The sequence below is a fragment of the Streptomyces sp. NPDC056347 genome (genome assembly GCF_042262625.1).
Taxonomy (GTDB): Bacteria; Actinomycetota; Actinomycetes; order Streptomycetales; family Streptomycetaceae; genus Streptomyces.
Map to the genome: position 1 here is coordinate 18,205 of NZ_JBHJQP010000061.1, position 21,903 is coordinate 40,107.

Annotated in this window: 17 protein-coding genes and 1 riboswitch; of the genes, 12 read left to right on the forward strand and 5 right to left on the reverse strand. The window is 72.3% G+C overall.

What is annotated here, in order from left to right:
* Positions 1-9 precede the first annotated feature (9 nt).
* From ACFCV8_RS16440 to ACFCV8_RS16450, 3 genes are all read left to right on the forward strand, one after another.
* Positions 10-1,716 (forward strand): serine/threonine-protein kinase, encoded by a 1,707-nt coding sequence (locus ACFCV8_RS16440; protein WP_376686027.1) that lies wholly within the window; start codon positions 10-12, stop codon positions 1,714-1,716.
* Between the two features lie 114 nt (positions 1,717-1,830).
* Positions 1,831-3,459 carry a succinic semialdehyde dehydrogenase gene (locus tag ACFCV8_RS16445; RefSeq protein WP_376686028.1) on the forward strand — a complete coding sequence of 543 codons (1,629 nt, stop codon included), beginning with the start codon at positions 1,831-1,833 and terminating at the stop codon, positions 3,457-3,459.
* A 49-nt stretch (positions 3,460-3,508) separates the two neighbouring features.
* Complete coding sequence (locus ACFCV8_RS16450) at positions 3,509-5,338, forward strand: GMC oxidoreductase (RefSeq protein WP_376686029.1); 1,830 nt, start codon at positions 3,509-3,511, stop codon at positions 5,336-5,338.
* Between the two features lie 383 nt (positions 5,339-5,721).
* Here the strand turns inward: ACFCV8_RS16450 and ACFCV8_RS16455 are convergent, their stop codons facing one another.
* The gene (locus tag ACFCV8_RS16455) at positions 5,722-6,048 is read right to left on the reverse strand and encodes a chorismate mutase (protein ID WP_376686030.1); all 327 of its coding nucleotides are present in this window, start codon (positions 6,046-6,048) and stop codon (positions 5,722-5,724) included.
* Positions 6,049-6,401: 353 nt separating this feature from the next.
* Here ACFCV8_RS16455 and guaA point away from each other — a divergent pair, with 353 nt between their 5' ends.
* The 5 genes from guaA (at position 6,402) to ACFCV8_RS16480 (ending at position 11,595) form a co-directional block, all read left to right on the forward strand.
* The gene (guaA, locus tag ACFCV8_RS16460) at positions 6,402-7,988 is read left to right on the forward strand and encodes a glutamine-hydrolyzing GMP synthase (protein ID WP_376686031.1); all 1,587 of its coding nucleotides are present in this window, start codon (positions 6,402-6,404) and stop codon (positions 7,986-7,988) included.
* A gap of 126 nt (positions 7,989-8,114) precedes the next feature.
* Positions 8,115-8,720 carry a Uma2 family endonuclease gene (locus tag ACFCV8_RS16465; protein ID WP_376686032.1) on the forward strand — a complete coding sequence of 202 codons (606 nt, stop codon included), beginning with the start codon at positions 8,115-8,117 and terminating at the stop codon, positions 8,718-8,720.
* Between the two features lie 107 nt (positions 8,721-8,827).
* Positions 8,828-9,610, forward strand: a complete 783-nt coding sequence (locus ACFCV8_RS16470; protein ID WP_376686033.1) for a class II aldolase/adducin family protein — start codon at positions 8,828-8,830, stop codon at positions 9,608-9,610.
* 114 nt (positions 9,611-9,724) lie between these two features.
* Complete coding sequence (locus ACFCV8_RS16475; RefSeq protein ID WP_376686034.1) at positions 9,725-10,993, forward strand: hypothetical protein; 1,269 nt, start codon at positions 9,725-9,727, stop codon at positions 10,991-10,993.
* 92 nt (positions 10,994-11,085) lie between these two features.
* Entirely contained in the window at positions 11,086-11,595 is a 510-nt protein-coding gene (locus tag ACFCV8_RS16480) for a DoxX family protein (protein WP_376686035.1), read from the forward strand.
* Positions 11,596-11,751: 156 nt separating this feature from the next.
* On the opposite strand, the gene ACFCV8_RS16485 is transcribed toward ACFCV8_RS16480, so the two are convergent.
* Positions 11,752-13,089 (reverse strand): PspC domain-containing protein, encoded by a 1,338-nt coding sequence (locus ACFCV8_RS16485; RefSeq protein ID WP_376686036.1) that lies wholly within the window; start codon positions 13,087-13,089, stop codon positions 11,752-11,754.
* 144 nt (positions 13,090-13,233) lie between these two features.
* On the opposite strand from ACFCV8_RS16485, the gene ACFCV8_RS16490 reads away from it, so the two are divergent.
* Both ACFCV8_RS16490 and ACFCV8_RS16495 read left to right on the forward strand, forming a co-directional pair.
* The gene (locus ACFCV8_RS16490) at positions 13,234-14,532 is read left to right on the forward strand and encodes a PspC domain-containing protein (RefSeq protein WP_376686037.1); all 1,299 of its coding nucleotides are present in this window, start codon (positions 13,234-13,236) and stop codon (positions 14,530-14,532) included.
* Entirely contained in the window at positions 14,516-15,214 is a 699-nt protein-coding gene (locus ACFCV8_RS16495) for a LuxR C-terminal-related transcriptional regulator (RefSeq protein WP_376686038.1), read from the forward strand. The genes ACFCV8_RS16490 and ACFCV8_RS16495 overlap by 17 nt, the downstream gene beginning before the upstream one ends.
* A 37-nt stretch (positions 15,215-15,251) precedes the next feature.
* Here the strand turns inward: ACFCV8_RS16495 and ACFCV8_RS16500 are convergent, their stop codons facing one another.
* Together ACFCV8_RS16500 and ACFCV8_RS16505 are read right to left on the reverse strand one after the other, a co-directional pair.
* Entirely contained in the window at positions 15,252-16,013 is a 762-nt protein-coding gene (locus tag ACFCV8_RS16500) for a GNAT family N-acetyltransferase (protein WP_376686039.1), read from the reverse strand.
* A gap of 75 nt (positions 16,014-16,088) precedes the next feature.
* On the reverse strand, positions 16,089-17,135 hold the full coding sequence (locus ACFCV8_RS16505; RefSeq protein ID WP_376686040.1) for an NlpC/P60 family protein: 1,047 nt from the start codon (positions 17,133-17,135) through the stop codon (positions 16,089-16,091).
* A 317-nt stretch (positions 17,136-17,452) separates the two neighbouring features.
* On the opposite strand from ACFCV8_RS16505, the gene ACFCV8_RS16510 reads away from it, so the two are divergent.
* The gene (locus ACFCV8_RS16510) at positions 17,453-17,806 is read left to right on the forward strand and encodes a hypothetical protein (RefSeq protein ID WP_376686041.1); all 354 of its coding nucleotides are present in this window, start codon (positions 17,453-17,455) and stop codon (positions 17,804-17,806) included.
* Between the two features lie 71 nt (positions 17,807-17,877).
* Here the strand turns inward: ACFCV8_RS16510 and ACFCV8_RS16515 are convergent, their stop codons facing one another.
* A complete protein-coding gene (locus ACFCV8_RS16515; RefSeq protein WP_376686042.1) occupies positions 17,878-19,014 on the reverse strand; it encodes an NlpC/P60 family protein in 1,137 nt (378 codons plus the stop codon).
* 6 nt (positions 19,015-19,020) lie between these two features.
* Positions 19,021-19,184: riboswitch (cyclic di-AMP (ydaO/yuaA leader) on the reverse strand.
* A gap of 222 nt (positions 19,185-19,406) precedes the next feature.
* On the opposite strand from ACFCV8_RS16515, the gene pcrA reads away from it, so the two are divergent.
* Entirely contained in the window at positions 19,407-21,848 is a 2,442-nt protein-coding gene (gene pcrA / locus ACFCV8_RS16520) for a DNA helicase PcrA (protein ID WP_376686043.1), read from the forward strand.
* Positions 21,849-21,903: the final 55 nt, after the last annotated feature.

A 21,903-nucleotide genomic window follows, 5' to 3' on the forward strand; every position in this document is an offset into this window, starting at 1 on the left:
GGGGATGACGTGGACCGATCACAGAGCACGGAAGCGGGACTGCTGCTGGCCGGAAGGTACCGGCTGGGCGAGGTCCTCGGGCGCGGCGGCATGGGCAAGGTCTGGCGCGCGCACGACGAGGTGCTGCACCGCACGGTCGCGGTCAAGGAGCTGACCGCGGCGCTCTACGCCGCCGAGGCCGACCGGGCCGTACTGCACGCCCGTACGCAGAAGGAGGCCCGGGCGGCCGCCCGGATCACCCACCCGGGCGTGGTGACCGTGCACGACGTGCTGGAGTACGACCAGCGGCCCTGGATCGTCATGCAGTACGTGGACGGCCCCTCGCTCGCCGACGCCGCGAAGGAGAGCGGCGAGGTCGAGCCGCGCGAGGCCGCCCGGATCGGCCTGCACGTGCTGAGCGCCCTGCGCGCCGCGCACGCGGCGGGGGTCCTGCACCGGGATGTGAAGCCGGGGAACGTGCTCCTGGCCAAGGACGGCCAGGTGCTGCTCACCGACTTCGGGATCGCCGCCATCGAGGGCGACTCGACCATCACCCGGACCGGCGAACTGGTCGGCTCCATCGACTATCTGGCGCCCGAGCGGGTCCGCGGCGCCGACCCGGGACCGGCCTCCGACCTGTGGTCGCTCGGCGCCACCCTGTACACCGCGGTCGAGGGCGGTTCGCCGTTCCGCCGTACGTCCCCGATCTCCACCATGCAGGCGGTCGTCGCCGAGGAGCCCCCGCCGCCCCGCCGGGCGGGCGCGCTGGCCCCCGTGATCACCGCGCTGCTGCGCAAGGAGCCGGACGAGCGCCCGTCGGCCGCCGAGACGGAACGGATGCTGCTGGACGCCATGGAGGGGCGCGAGCCCGTGGCGGCGCAGGCCTTCGTGCCGACGCAGGTCGTCCCCGACGGGCTGCTGCGTTCCCTGGGCGCGGACGGCTCCGGCACCGCACGGCTGCCGCAGCCGGAGGCCGGGGCCCCGGCCCCGGCACCGTCCGTCACCCCGGCCGCCGCGCCGGAGCCCGCGCCCACCGTCACCCCGGCCGCGGCCCCGTCGCCCCGGCGCGGCCGCTGGCGCACGGTGGTGCTGGTCGTGCTGGCCGCGGCGCTGGTCGGCGGCGGCGCGGGACTCGTCGCGATGAAGCTCGGCGACCGTACGGACAAGAGCACCGAGCGGGCGAACGCGGCCCCCGGCCCCGTCGACGTGGGGGAGCCCGCGCCCAAGGAGGACGAGTCGCCCGAGCCGGGGAAGATCCCGAAGAAGACGAAGGACATACCCGACGGCTGGCAGCGGGTGGACGACCCCGAGGGCTTCAGCCTGGTCGTGCCCGACGGCTGGAAGCGCCGGGCGGACGGCAACCAGATCGACTACACCCCGGACGAGGGCGTCCACTACATCCGGATCAGCATCGATCCCTCGCCCGACTTCGACAATCCGTACGCGCACGCGCTGAGCCTGGAGCGGCAGCTCGCCGACCGGCTCCCCAGCTACCAGCGCTGGAACCTGGACTCCAACACCTACCGCGACCAGCCGGGCGCGCTCTGGGACTTCTCCTGGACCGAGACCAAGCAGCACCCCGGACCGCGCCACGCGATCGACCAGCTGTACTTCGGCGAGAACGGCGGCCCGGAGTACGGGCTGTACATGACCGGGCCGGAGGAGGACTGGGAGACCACGCGGGAGCAGTTCGACACGATCCTGCGCGGCTGGCGCGCCCCGGAAGGATCCGGCTGAGATCACCCTGATCAGGGGCTTTGTTGCCAGTGATCGCTGGCTCGTTTGTGGGGAGTGTGAAAACCCGTTACCCACGGGTACCCAAAGCGTGCGGCTGGACGTACTCTCGCCCTCATGACGGACTCGCAGGCCTCCACGTCCACCTCCGCAGCCCCGCTCGGCACCAACCCGGTGGCCGCCGCCCCCAGAGGCGTGCGTACCGCCGCCGATGTGGTGACCCCCGAGGTGGTCGCCCGGCTGACCCGGGGGGTGGCGGGCTCGGGCCGCACGGCCAACCACACCCCCTTCACCGGTGGGAAGCTGGCCGACCTGCCGGAGTCCACTCCCGAGGACGTGACGGGCGCCTTCGAGCGGGCCCGCTCCGCCCAGCCCGCCTGGGCCGCGACGCCGGTCCGCGCCCGTGCCGCCGTACTGCTGCGCTTCCACGACCTGGTCCTCAGCCGCCAGGCCGAGGTCCTCGACCTGATCCAGCTGGAGACCGGCAAGGCCCGGCTGCACGCCCACGAGGAGGTGCAGGCCGTCGCCGTCGCGGCCCGCCACTACGGGCGCCGGGCCGTCGCGTACCTGAAGCCGAAGCGGCACACCGGGGTCGTGCCGACGCTCACCAAGGTCACCGAGCTGCGCCAGCCGCGCGGTGTCGTCGGCCAGATCGCGCCGTGGAACTACCCGCTGGAGCTGTCCGTGGGCGACGCGCTGCCCGCGTTCGTCTCCGGCAACGCCGTCGTGATGAAGCCCGACACCGAGACCGCGCTGACCGCCCTGTGGGCCCGTGACCTGCTGATCGAGGCGGGGCTGCCCGCCGAGGTCTTCCAGGTGGTCATCGGCGACGGACCGGTGGTCGGCCCCGAGGTCGTCAAGCACGCCGACTACGTCTCGTTCACCGGCTCCACCCGCACCGGCCGCGAGGTCGCGCAGGGCGCGGCGGCCCGGCTGGTCGGCGTCTCGCTGGAGCTCGGCGGCAAGAACGCCATGCTGGTCCTGGCCGACGCCGACGTGGAGAAGGCCGCCGCGGGCGCCGTCCGCGCCTGCTTCTCCTCCGCCGGACAGCTCTGCATCTCCATCGAGCGGCTGTACGTCCACGAGTCGGTCGCCGACGACTTCGTGGCCCGCTTCGCCGCCCGCACCAGGGCCATGCGGCTCGGCGGCTCCCTCGCCTACGGCGCCGACATGGGCTCGCTGGTCGGCGAGCGCCAGCTGGAGACCGTCACCCGGCACGTCGAGGAGGCCGTCGAGAAGGGCGCCACCCTCGTCGCGGGCGGCGTCGCCCGCCCCGACATCGGCCCGCTGTTCTACGAGCCGACCATCCTCGACGGCGTCCAGGCCCCGATGGCCGTGTGCAACGAGGAGACCTTCGGCCCGGTCGTCTCGATCTACCGCTTCACCGACGAGGACGAGGTCGTCGAGCTGGCCAACGCCACCCCGTACGGCCTGAACTCCAGCGTCTGGACGAAGGACTCCCGGCGCGGCCACCGGGTCGCCGCCCGGCTGCGGACCGGCACCGTCAACATCAACGAGGGGTACGCCCCGGCGTACGGCAGCGTCCAGTCCCCGATGGGCGGCATGAAGGACTCCGGGCTCGGCCGCCGGCACGGCTCCGAGGGCATCCTCAAGTACACCGAGGCGCAGACCGTCGCCCAGCAGCGGCTGATGCCGCTCGCCCCGTCCTTCGGGATGGACGACGAGAAGTACGCCGCGTTCATGAGCGCCGGCCTCAAGGCGATGAAGGCGTTCCGCCTGCGCTGACACCGCCGGTCCCGCAGCACCGCCCGCCCGTTCCGCACCGAGGAGAGCCATGTCCCAGGACAGCCCTGCCCAGAATCGGCCCGCCGCCTTGGGAGCGGACGGTGACGACGCCGCCTACGACTACGACGTGATCGTGGTCGGCTCGGGCTTCGGCGGTGCGGTGTCGGCCCTGCGGCTGACCGAGAAGGGCTACCGCGTCGGGGTGCTGGAGGCGGGCCGCCGCTTCACCCGGTCCGAACTGCCGAAGAACTCCTGGGACCTGAAGAACTTCCTGTGGGCCCCGACGCTCGGCCTGTACGGCATCCAGCGCATCCACCTGCTCGGCAACGTCATGGTGCTGGCGGGCGCGGGCGTCGGCGGCGGCTCGCTGAACTACGCCAACACCCTGTACGAGCCGCTCGCCCCGTTCTTCGACGACCCGCAGTGGAAGGACATCACCGACTGGCGCGAGGAGCTGGCCCCGTACTACGACCAGGCCAAGCGGATGCTGGGGGTCCGGATCAATCCGACCATGACCCCCTCGGACGTCCACCTGAAGGCGGCCGCGCAGGCGATGGGCATCGGCGACACCTTCCACCTGGCACCGGTGGGTGTCTTCTTCGGGGACGGCGAGGACGGTGACGGTACGGCGCGGGCGAAGCCCGGCGGCGAGGTCCCCGACCCGTTCTTCGGCGGCGCCGGCCCCTCCCGCAAGGCCTGCACCGAGTGCGGCGAATGCATGACCGGCTGCCGCCACGGCGCCAAGAACACCCTCAACGAGAACTACCTCCACCTCGCCCAGAAGGCGGGCGCGGTCGTCCACCCGATGACCTCGGTCGTCGCCGTCACCGACAACACCCGGGGCGGGTACGCGGTCAAGACCCTCCCCACCGACAACCGCAAGAAGGGGAAGGGCCGTACGTTCACCGCCCGCAAGGTCGTCATCGCCGCGGGCACGTACGGCACCCAGACCCTGCTGCACCGGATGAAGGACACCGGGCTGCTGCCGCTGATCTCGCCCCGGCTCGGCGAGCTGACCCGTACCAACTCCGAGGGCCTGGTCGGCGCGCAGACCACCGACCGCCGCTACCGCAGGAAGCACGGGACGGCGCGGGCCGACTTCACCCGGGGCGTCGCCATCACCTCCTCGGTCCACCCGGACGAGAACACCCACATCGAACCCGTCCGGTACGGCAAGGGCTCCAACTCGATGGGTGCGCTGACCGTCCTCCAGGTGCCGTACGGCGCGCACCGGGTCCGCCGCTGGCTGCTCGAAATGGTCAAGCACCCCACGCTCGCGGCCCGGTCGCTCTCCAACCGCCGCTGGTCGGAGCGGACCATCATCGGGCTCGTCATGCAGTCGCTCGACAACTCCCTGACGACCTACCGCAGGTCCGGCGGCATCGGGAAGGGGCTGCTCACCGCCCGTCAGGGACACGGGGCGCCCAACCCGACGCAGATCGAGGCGGCGACCCGCGGCGCCAGGATGCTCGCCGACGAGATCAACGGCTTCGCGGGGTCCAACGTCGGCGAGCTGATGGGCACCCCGCTCACCGCGCACTTCCTCGGCGGCTGCCCGATCGGCGCCGGAGCGGACGACGGGGTCATCGACCCGTACCACCGGCTCCACGGGCACCCCGGCATCTCCGTCGTCGACGGTTCGGCCGTCTCCGCGAACCTCGGGGTCAACCCCTCGCTCACCATCACCGCGCAGGCCGAGCGCGCCATGTCCTTCTGGCCCAACAAGGGCGAGGAGGACCCGCGCCCGCCGCAGGGCGAGGCGTACGTCCGGCTGGCCGCCGTCGAACCGAAGGCCCCGGCCGTGCCCGAGGGCGCCTTCGGTGCGCTGAAGCTGCCGTTCCTCGGGATGCCGGCCGTCCCGCCGAGAAAGAAGCCGTGACCGAGGCCCCTCGCACACGGAAACGGCCGACCCCGGGCGTCCCCGGAGCCGGCCGTTTCCTGGGGTGACCGGACTGCTGTCCCCTGCCGACCGGTCACACACGCCGGTGCGCGGTCCCACGGCGCGTCCTCGGACACACCACACGCTCCGGCGGAGTCTGCTGCGCGGCCGGTGCCTTCCGGGGCTGCCCCGGCGGGTACGGACACACACCAGGACCAACGATTCCGCGCCGGACCCGGTCACGCGCCGTACGGGTGAGAGCCCGCCCGAACGCCCGCCCGAACGCATGGAACCCCGGCTGTCACCCGACCCGGCCGTCACCCGACCCGGCCGTCACCCGGCCCTGCCGTCACCCAATCCGGCCCTCGCCCGGCCCTGCCGCGTCAGGCGCGGCCTCGGCAGAGCTCCAGCAGCGTCATGGCGAGCGAGGTGCCGGGCCGCCCGAGCGCGTTCCGGTACGAGGCGAGGATCTCCATCTCGCGGGAGAGGTTGATCCGGCGGCCGCCGGAGGTGATCCGGGCCTCCTGGATGACGGCCGAGACGGCCATCCGCTCCTGGACGAGCCCGATGATCCGGTCGTCGAGGGTGTCGATTCGGGCCCGCGCGTCGTCGATCAGCGCGACGGCCTCCTCGGTGTGCGCGCCGGTCTTCTCGGCGGCGGTCTTCTCGCCGGTGGTGGTGGCGCCGGTGGTGGCGGTGCTGGTGCTCATGGTGCGACTCCTCGGTGAGGTGCGGCCCCCGAGCCGAACGGTCCGTAACGCAGAGCGCCCCGGGCCTTTCGGCCCGGGGCGCCTGGAACGTTGCTGGGATCAAGCAACACGACCATGGCAGCCGGCGGGCCGGATGCCATAGGTAAAGACGAAGGTCGTGTGCTGACGCATGCCGCCAGTATGGCCTCCCGGCCGTGGCCGGGACAAAACGTGGCCCGGATGCTGAGACGCGCCGTCCGGGGAGTGGCTCGGAGCGGCCCGCGGCGGCCCCCGGACGGGCGGGACGTCGCCGGGTTCGGCAACCCCGGTAGAATCGACAAAACAGACCCCCCTTCACCGCCGGAAGGCCGCCCGTGCCAGCAGCACCCCCCGCCGCCCCCGACTCCGCCACCGACGTGGTCCTGGTCGTCGACTTCGGCGCGCAGTACGCCCAGCTCATCGCCCGCCGCGTCCGTGAGGCCCGGGTCTACAGCGAGATCGTCCCGTCCACCATGCCGGTGGCCGAGATGCTGGCCAAGAACCCCCGGGCGATCATCCTCTCCGGCGGCCCCTCCTCGGTGTACGCCGAGGGCGCGCCCTCCCTGGACCGCGCGATCTTCGAGGCCGGTGTCCCGGTCTTCGGCATGTGCTACGGCTTCCAGCTGATGGCCACCACGCTCGGCGGCACCGTCGACGACAACGGTGCCCGTGAGTACGGCCGCACCCCGCTCACCGTCTCCAAGACCGGCTCCACGCTCTTCGAGGGCACCCCCGCCGAGCAGCCGGTCTGGATGTCGCACGGCGACGCCTGCTCCGCCGCCCCCGAGGGCTTCACCGTCACCGCGTCCACCGACGTCGTCCCGGTCGCCGCCTTCGAGAACGACGAGAAGAAGCTCTACGGCGTCCAGTACCACCCCGAGGTCCTGCACTCCACGCACGGCCAGCAGGTCCTGGAGCACTTCCTCTACCGCGGCGCCGGCATCGAGCCCAGCTGGACCACCGGCAACGTCATCGAGGAGCAGGTCGCCGCGATCCGCGCCCAGGTCGGCGACAAGCGCGCCATCTGCGGCCTCTCCGGCGGCGTCGACTCCGCGGTCGCCGCGGCCCTCGTCCAGAAGGCCATCGGTTCCCAGCTCACCTGCGTGTACGTCGACCACGGCCTGATGCGCAAGGGCGAGACCGAGCAGGTCGAGAAGGACTTCGTGGCCGCCACCGGCGCCAACCTGAAGGTCGTCGACGCCAGCGAGCGCTTCCTGAAGGCCCTCGCCGGGGTCTCCGACCCGGAGACCAAGCGCAAGATCATCGGCCGCGAGTTCATCCGCGTCTTCGAGCAGGCGCAGCTGGAGATCCTCCAGGAGGACGGCCCCGAGGTCGCCTTCCTCGTGCAGGGCACCCTCTACCCGGACATCGTCGAGTCCGGCGGCGGCACCGGCACCGCCAACATCAAGTCGCACCACAACGTGGGCGGCCTCCCCGACGACATCGAGTTCCAGCTCGTCGAGCCGCTGCGCCAGCTGTTCAAGGACGAGGTCCGGATGGTCGGCCAGGAGCTCGGCCTGCCCGACGAGATCGTCCAGCGCCAGCCGTTCCCCGGCCCCGGCCTGGGCATCCGGATCGTCGGAGAGGTCACCAAGGAGCGGCTCGACCTGCTCCGCGACGCCGACGCCATCGCCCGCGAGGAGCTGACCGCGGCCGGTCTGGACCGCGACATCTGGCAGTGCCCGGTGGTGCTGCTCGCCGACGTCCGCTCGGTCGGCGTCCAGGGCGACGGCCGCACCTACGGCCACCCGATCGTGCTGCGCCCGGTCTCCTCCGAGGACGCCATGACCGCCGACTGGTCGCGCCTGCCGTACGAGACCCTCGCCCGGATCTCGACCCGTATCACCAACGAGGTCGCCGAGGTCAACCGCGTGGTGCTCGACGTGACGAGCAAGCCGCCGGGGACCATCGAGTGGGAGTGACCTTTCCCTGAGATCGTTCCCCCAGGTCAACGCCGATGCCGTCGCTCATTCGTTTGGGCGGCGGCATCGGCGTTTGAGCTGGGTACGCTGGCTGAGGAGACGAGACTCTGCCCCATGGGAGCAATCATGAGTGCCGCACCCGAATTCGAGTTGGACGAGAAGTACAACTACCCCGTCCCCCCGCCCGGTGGCTGGACCGCGGACGACCTCGACCGGCTTCCGAATCTGCCGCGGCGCACCGAGCTGATCGACGGGAGTCTCGTCTTCATGAGTCCGCAGACCAGGTTTCACATGCGGACCATGCGTCTGCTGGAGAACTCTCTCCTCGAGCAGGCCCCGGACGACTTCGACGTGTTCCGTGAATTCAGCGTCAGGCTGGACAGCCGCAACAGGCTGGAGCCGGATGTACTCGTGGTTCCGACAGGGGCCGACACCGGACCCAACCAGACGTTTCTCCGGCCGCAGGACGTCATCCTGGCGGTGGAGGTCGTGTCGGAGGAGTCCGCGGTCAGGGACCGGGAGATCAAGCCCCGGAAGTACACGACCGCCGGGGTGGTGCACTTCTGGCGCGTGGAATCGGGTGGCGACGGGCTGCCGGTTGTCTATGTGTACGAGCTCGATCCGGCGCTGAACGCCTACACGCCGACCGGTATCCATCACAACCGGCTGAAGCTGGACGTTCCCTTTCCCCTGGAGATCGACCTCACCGCGATCAACCACCGGCGCCGGTAGGAGCCGGAGGCGGCCCCCGCACACCACCCGCCCCCGTACCCCTGGCCACTTGGGGCGACCGGCGGTAACTTCCGGGTCCGTACGCCTGGGAGCCCCGAGGAGCCGCCATGTCCGAGTCCACGCCCGCACCCGCCCCCGTACCCGTGGACCAGCTCCACTTCGTCATGCCGCCCGTGCACGGCTCCCCGGCCGAGGAGCGGGCGTACCGCAAGCAGCGGCTGGCCGGGGCGCTGAGGCTGTTCGGGGAGTACGGCTACGAGGACGGCGTCTCCGGGCACATCACCGCACGCGACCCGGAGTTCCCCGACTGCTTCTGGGTCAACCCCTTCGGGGTCCCGTTCGACGGGCTCGCGGCGGACGAGCTGATCCTTGTCAACGGCGACGGGCAGGTCGTCGAGGGCCGCCGCCACGTCAACCAGGCGGCGTTCGCGGTCCACGCGGCCGTGCACCGGGCCCGCCCGGACGTCGTCGCCGTCGCGCACACCCACTCCGTGCACGGGCGGGCACTGGCCGCGCTCGGCGAGCTGATCGAGCCGATCACCCAGGAATCCTGCGCCTTCTTCGAGGACCACGTGCTGTACGACGCGTACACCGGGGTCGTCGTCGACGAGGAGGAGGGCCGCCGGATCGCCGCCGCGCTCGGCGGGCACAAGGCGATCGTGCTGCGCAACCACGGACTGCTGACCGTCGGCGACTCGGTGGACGCCGCCGCCTGGTGGTTCATCGCGATGGAGCGCTCCTGCCAGGTGCAGCTGGCCGCCCGGGCCGCCGGAAAACCGGTACCGATCGATCGCCGGGACGCGCTGGCCACCCGGGACCAGCTGGGCAGCGACCTGGTGGCGTGGATCAACTACCAGCCCCTGTGGCAGCGGATCAGTCGCACATTCTGACGATACGTCCCCGGGAGCGTGCCCCGATGCGGCCCGGAGCCCCGCCGTACGGCACAATTCGCTGCAATAGCAGCCGAGTTGGCTGCACCGGGGCTGGAGAGGGCGGCGTTCCCAGTGGTGTTGGACGAGGCGAGGGCGGGCGGCGCCCACTTGGGCGGCTGCACCTGCGGCGACTGCCCGCACGGGGCGCGTGAGGGCCACCGGCGCGCGGTGGCCGCCTTCCTGGCCAAACGGGACGAACTCGCCGCCGGGCAGGGGCTGCCGCCCGGCGTCGCGCAGTCCGTGTCCGCCACCCGCCAGTGGGTCTCGGACGAGCTGACCCAGTCGGCCAGGACCGTCGCCGAGCGGGGCCGCGAGGAGGGCGACGCCTGGCTGTACCGGGTCTGGCGGCGCACCCTGACCGCGGTGTGGGGCGGGGTCGTCCTGCTGGTCGTCGGGGAGTCGGTCACCGCCATCGGCGCGGGCTGGTCCAACGCCCGCACGGCGGGGCTGATCGCCGGACTCGTCACCGCCGCCCTGCTCACCGGCGCCGCCCACGTCCACCGTGCCCGCGGCGGCCTGCTCGCCCCGCTCATCGGCGAGGACAACCGGCTCTCCACCTCCCGGGCCGTCGCCGCCTCCTGGGTGCTGCTCGCGGTCTTCTCCGTGCTCGTGCTGGCACTCCAGCTGGCCGGTGCCTCCCGGCACGCCGAGCGCGACGCGCTGATCGAGGGGCTGGACCTGGCCCGGGGTGCCGGGGTGGTGACCGTGCTCGCGCTGGTCTGCGCCGTCGCCGTCGTCGTACGCAGGGTGGTGACCGTACGGACGATGTCCGGGCGGCTGCAGAAGCTGCGGGCCGACCGGCCGCGCGCCGCCGACCTGCTCACCGACGACTCGGGGCGGGGCAGCTTCACCGATGTGCAGTACATGCTGATCAGCACCGTCGCCGTGGTGTTCGCCGCGGTCCGGCTGGCCCGCCGCCCCGAGCAGCTGCCCGACCTGCCCTGGGGCCTGGCGCTGCTGGTCACGGTCTCGGCGTTCGCCTACTTCGCGGGGAAGTACGTGGAGGGCGGGCGGCCGGTGATCCTCTCGGTGGTCCGGGCGCGTGAGGCCGGGGACCTGGACGCGCCGGTGCGCACCGGCGACGACATCGAGATCCGGGGAGCGGGCTTCGTACCGCCGGGCGCCGGGACGCCGGACCGGCTGGCCCGGATGGTCGTCCGGATCGGCCGCGTCCACGTCCATGTGCCGCTGATCCCGGTCACCGGCGGATTCGCCAACCCGACGGACGGGGTGCTGACGGTGCCGGTGCCGGTGGAGGTCGAGCCGGGTGTGGTGGAGGTGCAGGTCGTCACCGCGGCCGGGGTGGAGACCAACCCGGTCGAGATCGAGGTGACCGACTGACCGGCGGGCCGACCGCCGCCGTGAGCAGCGCGTTCCCTGCGTACGCTGCATAAGCTCGGAAGTACGGGGTCTACGGAAGGTGGGGCAGACAGATGCAGGGGTACGGAGCGAATCTACGCGGCCTCGGTGAGCGACAGGGGCTCAAGGAGAAGGCGCGGGAGCACGCCCTGCTGCCGCTGCGGATCTTCCTCGGTGTCACCTTCGTCTACGCCGGTCTCGACAAGCTGACCGACAGCTCCTTCTTCCGGGCCACCGGCCCGGGCTCCATCGGCGAGACCATGCACGCGGTGCGCGACTCGTCCGCGGTCCCGGCCCTCGTCGACCTCGCGCTGAAGAGCCCCGGCACCTTCGGGTACGCCATCGCCATCGGTGAGGTCCTCGTCGGCCTCGGCACCTTCTTCGGGCTGTGGGGCAGGCTCGCCGCGCTCGGTGGTGCGCTGATCTCGCTGAGCCTGTGGCTGACCGTCAGCTGGGCGGTCAGCCCGTACTACTTCGGCAACGACCTGGCCTATCTCATGGGCTGGCTGCCGCTGGTGCTCGGCGGGGCCGGGGCGTTCTCGCTGGACGCCTTCCTCGCGGCACGGCGGCGACGGATCAGGTAGTTCACCCAGGTCACGAGGGTGGCCAGCCCGAGGCCGCCGAAGAGCAGCGGGAGGAAGAACGTCCAGGGGGCGTCCCAGGAGCCCGCGGCGTCCGCCGCGTACCCCGCAGCCAGCACGAGCATGACCACACCCGCCACCGCCCGGCCGGGACGGATCTCATGACGCGGCACGGGCGACCTCCAGCTCTCCGATGCTCATGTCGAGCGTCAGCTCGACCGTTCCGGCCGGCTTGCCGCCGGGGGGCGGCGGCAGGGTCCGGTGCTCCCGCTGCGCGGGGTTGATGCCCATCTCGTGCCCCGTCCGGTCCTGCAGGATGCCCGGCCGGCTGTCCGGCAGCGCGATGTCGCCGACGGCCACCCGGGCCGTCAGCCTCACCGTCACGTCCCTCGGTACGACGACGACCGCGCGCCCCGCCCCGACCTTCAGCGCGGTGGAGACCGTGTCGCCCTCGGGGACCGTGATCCCGGTGAGGTCCAGCCGGGCGTCCCCGGTGCCCAGCCGGTACTGCGGCTGGACCGCCGCCACCGAGGCGGGCCGCCAGTTCTCGCGCACCCACTGGGTGCTGATGTCCTTGGGCAGCGCGGAGGCGCCCGCCAGCAGCACCGCCGTGATCACCGCGAGCATCACCGTGCCGAACCCCGTCCGCCCCAGGAACGAGCTGACCAGCATCCCGAGCCCGAACACCGCCAGCGCGGCGGCCAGCCCGAACTGCAGGCTCGTGCCGAGGGGCCGGCTCTCCCAGCTCAGCCCCGTCCCCAGCCCGCCCGCGACCAGCGCGAACAGGAACACCGCACCGCCGATCGGCGTCGGTCCCCGCGTGCCGCGCTCCGGCCGGGGCGCACGGAAGGGGGAGTCCGACGAACCCGTGGGGCGGTCCGCGCGGGGCGGGAGCACCGCGTCGGCCGGACCCCACAGATAGCCGGCGCCGACCGGCCCCGTCGTACCGTCCTTGACGATCGGATCGCGCCACCACGACGGGCTGCCCGGCGACGGAGGGGCCCGTACCTCCGGTGGCGCGTCCGGCACCGTCTGGGCGGCCGCCGGGCGCTGCGGGTCCTCGGCCGCCGCGGCCCTGCGGTTCTGCGTCCACACGGCGAAGCCGACCACCGCGAGCGACAGCAGCGCGGAGAACGACAGGGGGCCGCCGTTGCCCAGCATCGACAGGAAGAGGCCGCAGCCGATCAGCGCGAGCAGCACCGCGACCAGCGAGGCCCCCTCCACCCGGCCGGACAGCAGCCTGCGTACCTCGTTCTCCTCCTCGCCGTCCGCCGGGATCAGCAGCCACGCGAAACCGTAGAAGATCAGCCCGATGCCGCCGGTCACCGACAGCACGCCGAGCACGATCCGGAAGATCACCGGGTCGACGTCGCAGTACCGCCCGAGCCCGCCGCACACCCCGGCCACGACCTTCTGCCGCGGGGTGCGCCGCAGCAGGGGCGCGGGGGCTGGGGGCGGCGGCGCGGCACCGGGAGGCGCGTCGTGGGGAACGGTCATGGCTCCATGGTGACCGCCCGCGGGCCCGGCCGGGACCGGGAGCGACCCTGGCCGATCCCTGATATTGGCCGCGACCCCAGGTGAACGGACCTTAGGGGGCCGACCCTGATGCCACGGCCCGCACGGGCATGTGACGATCGGGGCATGTCCGCCGCCACCACCCGAGCCCCCGGCGCCCGCCCCGCAGACCCCGAGGAGCCGCCGCCCCGCAAGCTGTACCGCAGCGCCGACGGGCGGTTCCTGGGCGGTGTCGCGCGCGGCCTGGCCGGGCACATCGGCCTGCCCGTCCTGTGGGTGCGGTTCTTCTTCGTCGGCCTGTTCTTCGCGGACGGTTTTGGCGCGGTGCTCTACGCCGTGTTCTGGATCGTCGTCCCGCTCGGGGTCGGCGGCGTCGAGGCGCCGCGCCCCGTCTTCGAGACCGGCCCGGACGGCCGCCGGCGGTTCCGCAAACCCGACCGGGGCCAGACCTTCGCGCTGATCGCGCTGATCATCGGCGGCATGATCTTCGTCGGCAACGTCGACATGAGCAGCGGCGCCAACCGCTACGTCTGGCCCGCCCTGCTGATCGGCGGCGGCTCCGTGCTGGTGTGGCGGCAGGCCGACAACGCCCGCCGCGCCCGCTGGATGGAGGTCGGCCGCCGCCGCCGGGTCCTGCACCTGGCCCGGGGGCTCGCCGGGGTCGCCCTGGTCGGCGTGGGCCTGGCCGTCTTCGTCGTCGTACGCGGCTCCGCCGCCCAGCTCGGCAACGTCCTGACCGCCGCGATCGCCGTGCTCACCGGCATCGCCCTGCTCGCGGGCCCCTATCTGATCCGGATGACCCAGGACCTCTCCGAGGAACGCCTGATGCGCATCCGGGCCCAGGAACGCGCCGAGGTCGCCGCCCACGTGCACGACTCGGTGCTGCACACCCTCACCCTGATCCAGCGCCGCGCGGAGGACGCCGGAGAGGTCCGCAGGCTCGCCCGCGCCCAGGAACGCGAGCTGCGCAACTGGCTGTACAACCCCGAGGGCACCGGCAAGGACGAGGACGACGAGCCCGAGACCCTCGCCGAGGCGGTCAAACGCGCCGCCGCCGAGGTCGAGGACAAGCACGGCGTACCGCTGGAGGTCGTCGTGGTCGGCGACTGCCCGCTGGACGAGAAGCTGGCCGCACAGATGCAGGCCGCGCGCGAGGCCATGGTCAATGCCGCCAAGTACGGTGGCGAGGGCGGCGCCGTACAGGTCTACGCGGAGGTCGAGGGCCGCACGGTCTTCGTCTCGGTCCGCGACCGGGGTCCGGGCTTCGACCTGGATTCCGTACCGGGGGACAGAATGGGCGTACGAGAATCAATCATCGGCCGGATGCAGCGCAACGGCGGTACGGCAAGGCTGCGTCCGGTGCCCGGCGGGGGCACGGAGGTCGAGCTGGAGATGGAGAGGGCGAACGATGATCAGGACCACTGAGGGGGCGGCCGGGGGCGCGGAGCGCCGGGTACGGGTCGTGCTCGTCGACGACCACCGGATGTTCCGCACCGGAGTCCAGGCCGAGATCGGCCGCACCGAGGAGACCGGCGTCGAGGTGGTCGGCGAGGCCGCCGACGTCGACCAGGCGGTCACCGTCATCACGGCGACCCGCCCCGAGGTCGTCCTCCTCGACGTCCACCTCCCGGGCGGCGGCGGCGTCGAGGTACTGCGCCGCTGCTCCTCGCTGATGGGGGCCGTCGACAATCCGGTGCGGTTCCTGGCGCTGTCCGTGTCGGACGCCGCCGAGGACGTGATCGGCGTCATCCGGGGAGGTGCCCGCGGCTATGTCACCAAGACCATCACCGGCACCGACCTGGTCGACTCGGTCTTCCGCGTCCAGGACGGCGACGCGGTGTTCTCGCCCCGGCTGGCCGGCTTCGTCCTCGACGCCTTCGCCTCCACGGACGCGCCGCCGGTCGACGAGGACCTGGACCGCCTCACCCAGCGCGAGCGCGAGGTGCTGCGGCTGATCGCCCGCGGCTACGCCTACAAGGAGATCGCCAAGCAGCTGTTCATCTCGGTGAAGACGGTCGAGTCGCACGTCTCGGCCGTGCTGCGCAAGCTCCAGCTCTCCAACCGGCACGAGCTGACCCGGTGGGCGACGGCCCGGCGGCTGGTCTGAGCCGCCGGGCCGCACGGGGCCCCGGGTCCCCGGCCCCTCACGCCGGGTCGAGCGAGATGTTCAGCTTCTCGCCGATCCGGGCGAAGCCGATGCCCGCGTAGATCCGCTCCACGGCCTCGTCGGCCGGTTCCAGCCACACCACCCGGCAGCCGCGCTCGAAGGCGGTGGCCGTCAGATGGGCGGAGAGCGCGGCGCCGATGCCCCGGCGGCGGTAGGCGTCGGCGACGGCCAGCCCGGCCAGTTCGGTGAGGCCGTCGACGGGTACGGAGCAGCCGCCCGCGGCCACCGGTACGCCGTCGAGCGTGGCGAGGGCCGCGACCCCGCCGCCCTCGGCCGCCGTGCGCAGCCACCGCGCCGTGCCGTCCTCGGGCTCGCCGGCGCCGCCGTAGCCGTGGTGCTGGACGAGGGCGGCGGCGGCGAACTCGGCGTCGGTGGCCGGTTCGCCGACCACGAGGTCCGTCACCGGTTTCGGCGCCAGCAGCCCGTCCGGGGCGCAGGCCATGATCGGGGCCCGGTTCTCGACGGTGAACCCGGCGGCCAGCAGCGCGGGTTCGACCGCGGGCGCCGAACCGGGCAGGAACTCCAGCCGGGGCAGCCGGTCGTGCGCCCGGAACGCGGCGACCAGCGCGCCGATGTCCTCGGCGGTCGGCTCCGCGTCCTGGTCGGGTATGGCGTAATTGGCGTACTTGAGGGACCAGTCGGGGTTGTACCGCACGGTGAACGGCCCGACCCGGAGATGGTCCGGGGAACGCTGGGCGAGCGTGCGGGCGTGGGTCTGGACCTCGGCGTCCATGGGCATGTCGGGTTGTCCTCGGGCCGGTTGCTCGACGGAGGGCCGCCGCGACGGCGGACGGCCCGGACCGGCGTCGGGAGCCTATGCCACCCGGGTGGCTCCCGCGAAGGGCATCTGGTCGATCGGGGCGACCCGGACCGGTGCGCCGGGGCGCGGGGCGTGGATCATCTGCCCGTTGCCGATGTAGAGCCCGACGTGGCTGATGCCGGAGAAGAAGAACACCAGGTCCCCGGGGGCGAGTTCGGACCGGCTCACCCGCCGTCCGGCATTGATCTGGGTGTACGTGGTCCGGGGCAGCGAGACCCCGGCGGAGCGCCAGGCGGCCTGGGTGAGCCCGGAGCAGTCGAAGGAGGAGGGGCCGGTGGCGCCCCACACGTACGGCTTGCCGAGCGCCCCGTACGCGAAGGCGACGGCCGCGGCGGCGCGCCCGCTGGGTGCCTGGACGGAGCCGCGCGGCAGGGAGCGGGACGCGCGGGCGGCCGAGCCCTGATCCGTGTTCTCGTACGAGGTGCGCTCGGCCGGGGTCAGCCGGTCGAGGAGACGGCGGGCCTCGGTCAGGCGGGTCGTGATCGCCGCCTTGCTCTTCCTCAGCTCCGTCCGGCGGGCGGTCAGGTCGGCGAGCTGCCCCTTGGCCTGGGCGCGCAGCGTGGCGATCCGGGCGACCTGCTGCCGGACCCGGTCGAGCGCGACGGACTGGCGGTCCGCGACCCGGTCCAGGTACGAGGCCCGCTCCAGGTACTGGTCGGGGTCGGAGGAGAGCGCCAGCTGCACGGAGGGGCCGAGGCCGCTGGTGCGGTACTGCGCGGCGGCGAAGGACCCCAGCTCCTGGCGGGAGGCGTTGAGGCGCTCGGTGCGGCGGGCGGCCTCGTCGCGCAGCGCGTCCAGGGCATGCTCCGCGGCGGCGGCCTTCTCCTTCGCCCCGTTGTACCGCTCGGTGGCGATCTCCGCCTGGTGGTAGAGCCGGTCCACCTCGGACTTGACCTGGGCGGGGGTGCGTCGCGGTTCGGCGTGGGCCGCGGAGCCGGGCAGCGCGGCGGCGGTGGCGGCGCCGGTGAGGGCGAGGGTCGCCGCGGTGCGGGCAGCAGGGCCGGTGTACAGGCGCTGCTTGGGTTTTCGATGCGCTGCCACGGGGGCGTGCGTCCTTCCTGACGACTGCCCGACGGGAGTTGCCGACGGGCCCGCCGGTACGTTCGGCGGAGTGGCCGGTCTCCGTTGACGTCGGTCGCCCGGTCCGTCAGTGACGCTAGACCCGGGACACGGGCCGGAGTCGTAATGACGCTTATTGCTCGGTTTTGGCGTGGCAACGCCGACGATTGATCGGGAAAATTACGTCAGAGTGCCGCAATTGGTACAGGTGCGAGTGAAGTGGCACGAGGGCATGTTTGCCCCGTGAAGGTGGACCTGCCTGCCGGGGGGTGATATGGCCACGGCTAGGCTGCGGCCTCATGGACGTACTCATACATGTCTTCGTCGCCCTGCACATCGTCGGCATCGCCTCCCTGCTGGGCGGATTCCTGACCCAGATGAAGTCGATGGGCGCGGGCACGGCCCGGTTCGTCCCGGCGATGCTGCACGGTGCGCTGACCATGCTGGTCACCGGTGTCGCGCTGGTCGGGATGAACGAGGCCGACGGCGGTCACGTGAACAACATCAAGATCGGCGTGAAGCTGCTGGTCCTGATCGTGGTCCTGGCGCTCGTCTACATCAAGCGGGACGAGGAGAAGGTCGACAAGGGCGCCTTCGCGGCGGTCGGCGGGCTGACGCTCGTCAACATCTTCATCGCCACGCTCTGGACCTGATGCCGTTCCCGGCTGCCGGACGGGTCCGGCAGCCGGTACGCGGTACGCGGTCCGCGCGTGCCCGCCGCCGGCTACGCGGGGCGCACGCTGCCGTAGATCGGCATGTAGTAGATCGACTCCTCGCGCACGTTCGCCCCGGGCTTCGGCGCGTGGATCATCATCCCGTCGCCCTTGTAGATGCCGACGTGGCTGATGTCGTCGTAGAAGAAGACCAGGTCACCGGGGCGCAGGTCCGCCGTGGCGACCCGGGTGCCGATCTTGACCTGGTCCCAGGTGGTGCGCGGGATGTCGACGCCCGCGGCCTTCCAGGCGGCCTGGGTCAGCCCGGAGCAGTCGTACGAGGCCGGGCCCGTCGCGCCCCACACGTACGGCTTGCCTATCTGGGCCCGGGCGAAGGCGAGGACCTGCTCGGCCTTGGTCCCGGTGCTGGTGCCGCCGTCCGTGCCGGTACCGGTGCCGGTTCCCGCGTCCGTTCCCGTACCCGTACCGCCGGATTTCTTCGCGTCCCGCGCGGCGGCCTGCTGCTTCGCCAGCTCCTCGGCCTTGCGCCGGGCCTCCGCCTCTTTCTTCCGCTCGATCTCCGCGAGCCGCGCCTTCTCCTCGGCGGTCAGCTTCGAGAGCAGCGTGCGCGCCTCGGACAGCTTCGTCCGCACGTCCTGCTTGCTGGTGCGCAGCGACGCCTGGGCCGTCGTCAGCGTCTCCAGGCTCCGTACCGCCTCGGACCGCTTCTTCGCGGTCCTCTCCTGCTGGACGCGGAAGTCCGTGACCGCCTTCTGCTGGCGGCTGGTCATCCGCTCCATGAGCTGGCTCTGGTCGAAGTACGACTGCGGGTCGTCGGCCAGGAAGAACGTGGCGGTCGGCGCGACGGAGCCGTTGCGGTACTGCGCGGCCGCGAAGGCGCCCAGCGTCCTGCGGGCGTCGTTGAGCCTGTCGGCCCGCTCGGCGACGTCCTCCAGCAGGCCCTCGACCTCGGCCCGCTGGGCGGCGGTCGCCTCCTTCGCCCGGTTGTACCGCTGGGTCGCGGTGCCCGCCTGCCGGTAGAGATCGTCGACCTTCTTCTGTACGTCCTCGACGCTCGGCCTCGGGTCGGGCGCGGCCACCGCGCTCTGCGTGGAGAGCAGTGTCACGGACGCCAGGGCCGCGGTGGTGAGCCCGACGGCCGGTGCGGTGGAGCGCACCCGGGTACGGGGCTTGCGGTGCGATGCCAAGACGGCATCTCCTTCCGTGGACCGCCTACCGGGTTAGCTGTCGGGTTCGGGCGAACGGAAGGCGCCCTACGGTCCAGATGTGGGGGAAGGACCGATTCACCCCGGTACTGCGTCCGGGTCCCCGGCTCCGGACTCCCGCGAAGGCAGCCCGGATTCGGCGCGGGCGCCCGCTCGGCGTGGTTCGCCGCAAGGGGGTCGGGCCGCCCGGTCGAGCACGCTAGCCAACCCGTGGTGCCGCTGGGAAGGTTGATGTTCGAAATGCCCGATACATTTTCGTGACCTGCGCGAAGGCGGCAAAGGCGCTCACCCACCGTGGACCGCCGCTCCCGCTCCGTACCGTCCCGGCGAACGCCCACCGGGGGACAGGGGGCAGCCCGTAGACTCGACAAGCGATGAGCAGCCTCTTTGACGACAGTTTCCTGGCCGGCCTCCAGCACTCGGAGGAACAGCCCCCGCCGCCCCCCGAGGACGCCGCACCCGAGGAGGTGCCGGAGGGTCTGTTCGAGGGCGTGTTCGACGGCCCGCCGCCCAGGGACGCCTACTACCGCGACGGCGCCCCCCGCCCCGTCATCGACCCCGCGGCGCTCCTCGACGGGCTCAACACCGAGCAGCGCGCCGCCGTCGTCCACGCGGGCTCCCCGCTGCTCATCGTCGCCGGGGCCGGCTCGGGCAAGACCCGGGTGCTGACCCACCGGATCGCCCACCTCCTCGCCGAGCGCGGGGTGCACCCCGGTCAGATCCTGGCGATCACTTTCACCAACAAGGCCGCGGGCGAGATGAAGGAGCGCGTCGAGCAGCTCGTCGGACCGCGCGCCAACGCCATGTGGGTCATGACCTTCCACAGCGCGTGCGTACGCATCCTGCGCCGCGAGTCCAAGCGGCTCGGCTTCACCTCGTCGTTCTCGATCTACGACGCGGCCGACTCCAAGCGGCTGATGGCCCTGGTCTGCCGCGACCTCGACCTCGACCCGAAGCGCTTCCCGCCGAAGTCGTTCACGGCCAAGGTCTCCAACCTGAAGAACGAGCTGATCGACGAGGAGACCTTCGCCGGCCAGGCCGCCGACGGCTTCGAGAAGACCCTCGCCCAGGCGTACGCGATGTACCAGTCCCGGCTGCGCGAGGCCAACGCGCTGGACTTCGACGACATCATCATGACGACGGTCCACCTGCTCCAGGCGTTCCCCGACGTCGCCGAGCACTACCGCCGCCGCTTCCGGCACGTCCTGGTCGACGAGTACCAGGACACCAACCACGCCCAGTACACCCTGGTGCGCGAGCTGGTCGGCCCGGCGGGCGAGGGCGACGCCCCGGCCGAGCTGTGCGTCGTCGGTGACGCGGACCAGTCGATCTACGCCTTCCGCGGCGCGACCATCCGCAACATCCTCCAGTTCGAGGAGGACTACCCCGACGCGACGACGATCCTCCTGGAGCAGAACTACCGCTCCACCCAGACGATCCTCTCCGCCGCCAACGCCGTCATCGAACGCAACGAGAGCCGCCGGCCCAAGAACCTCTGGACGAACGCCGGCACCGGCACCCGGATCACCGGCTACGTCGCCGACACCGAGCACGACGAGGCGCAGTTCGTCGCCGACGAGATCGACCGGCTGACCGACGCGGGCGACGCCAAGGCCGGTGACGTGGCGGTCTTCTACCGCACCAACGCGCAGTCCCGCGTCTTCGAGGAGATCTTCATCCGCGTCGGCCTGCCCTACAAGGTCGTCGGCGGTGTGCGCTTCTACGAGCGCAAGGAGGTCCGGGACATCCTGGCCTACCTGCGCGTCCTCGCCAACCCCGAGGACACCGTCCCGCTGCGCCGCATCCTCAACGTGCCCAAGCGCGGCATCGGCGAGCGCGCCGAGGCGATGATCGACGCGCTCTCCCTGCGCGAGAGGATCACCTTCCCGCAGGCGCTGCGCCGGGTCGACGAGGCGTACGGGATGGCCGCCCGCTCGGCCAACGCCGTCAAGCGGTTCAACACGCTGATGGAGGAGCTGCGCACGATCGTCGAGTCGGGCGCGGGCCCCGCCGTGGTCCTGGAAGCGGTCCTGGAGCGCACGGGTTACCTCGCCGAACTCCAGGCGTCCACCGACCCCCAGGACGAGACCCGGATCGAGAACCTCCAGGAACTCGCCGCGGTCGCCCTCGAATTCGAGCAGGAGCGGGGCGAGGCGGGCGAGGAGGGCGCCGGTACGCTCGCCGACTTCCTGGAGAAGGTCGCGCTCGTCGCCGACTCCGACCAGATCCCCGACGAGGACGAGGACGGCTCCGGCGTCATCACGCTGATGACCCTGCACACCGCGAAGGGCCTCGAATTCCCGGTCGTCTTCCTGACCGGCATGGAGGACGGCGTCTTCCCGCACATGCGGGCGCTGGGGCAGACGAAGGAGCTGGAGGAGGAGCGGCGGCTCGCCTACGTGGGCATCACCCGGGCCCGTGAGCGGCTCTACCTGACCCGGGCGGCTATGCGCAGCGCGTGGGGCCAGCCCTCGTACAACCCGCCGTCGCGCTTCCTGGAGGAGATCCCGGAGCAGCACCTGGAGTGGAAGCGGAAGGGCCCGATGGCGGCCTCGGCGGGCCCGACCTCGGGGATCACGTCCTCGCTGTCCTCCTCCCGCGCGCGCTCCGGACCCTCGGGCTTCGCGACCCGGCGGACCTCGGACAAGCCGACCATCGCGCTGGCGGTCGGGGACCGGGTCACGCACGACCAGTTCGGGCTGGGCACGGTGACGGCGGTCGAGGGCGTCGGCGACCAGGCGAAGGCCACGGTCGACTTCGGCGACGAGCGGCCGAAGAAGCTGCTGCTGCGTTACGCGCCGGTCGAGAAGCTGTAGTCGGGAAGGCGCAGGCGGAAAGCGCGGAGGGGGCCCGAGCGGATGTGCTCGGGCC

Bases quoted from the DNA above. Each gene is read 5' to 3' on its own strand.
- ACFCV8_RS16445 (WP_376686028.1), top strand. From the start codon at position 1,831: ATGACGGACTCGCAGGCCTCCACGTCCACCTCCGCAGCCCCGCTCGGC.
- ACFCV8_RS16450 (WP_376686029.1), top strand. From the start codon at position 3,509: ATGTCCCAGGACAGCCCTGCCCAGAATCGGCCCGCCGCCTTGGGAGCG.
- ACFCV8_RS16455 (WP_376686030.1), bottom strand. From the start codon at position 6,048: ATGAGCACCAGCACCGCCACCACCGGCGCCACCACCACCGGCGAGAAG.
- ACFCV8_RS16465 (WP_376686032.1), top strand. From the start codon at position 8,115: ATGAGTGCCGCACCCGAATTCGAGTTGGACGAGAAGTACAACTACCCC.
- ACFCV8_RS16470 (WP_376686033.1), top strand. From the start codon at position 8,828: ATGTCCGAGTCCACGCCCGCACCCGCCCCCGTACCCGTGGACCAGCTC.
- ACFCV8_RS16480 (WP_376686035.1), top strand. From the start codon at position 11,086: ATGCAGGGGTACGGAGCGAATCTACGCGGCCTCGGTGAGCGACAGGGG.
- ACFCV8_RS16485 (WP_376686036.1), bottom strand. From the start codon at position 13,089: ATGACCGTTCCCCACGACGCGCCTCCCGGTGCCGCGCCGCCGCCCCCA.
- ACFCV8_RS16490 (WP_376686037.1), top strand. From the start codon at position 13,234: ATGTCCGCCGCCACCACCCGAGCCCCCGGCGCCCGCCCCGCAGACCCC.
- ACFCV8_RS16495 (WP_376686038.1), top strand. From the start codon at position 14,516: ATGATCAGGACCACTGAGGGGGCGGCCGGGGGCGCGGAGCGCCGGGTA.
- ACFCV8_RS16500 (WP_376686039.1), bottom strand. From the start codon at position 16,013: ATGCCCATGGACGCCGAGGTCCAGACCCACGCCCGCACGCTCGCCCAG.
- ACFCV8_RS16510 (WP_376686041.1), top strand. From the start codon at position 17,453: ATGGACGTACTCATACATGTCTTCGTCGCCCTGCACATCGTCGGCATC.
- pcrA (WP_376686043.1), top strand. From the start codon at position 19,407: ATGAGCAGCCTCTTTGACGACAGTTTCCTGGCCGGCCTCCAGCACTCG.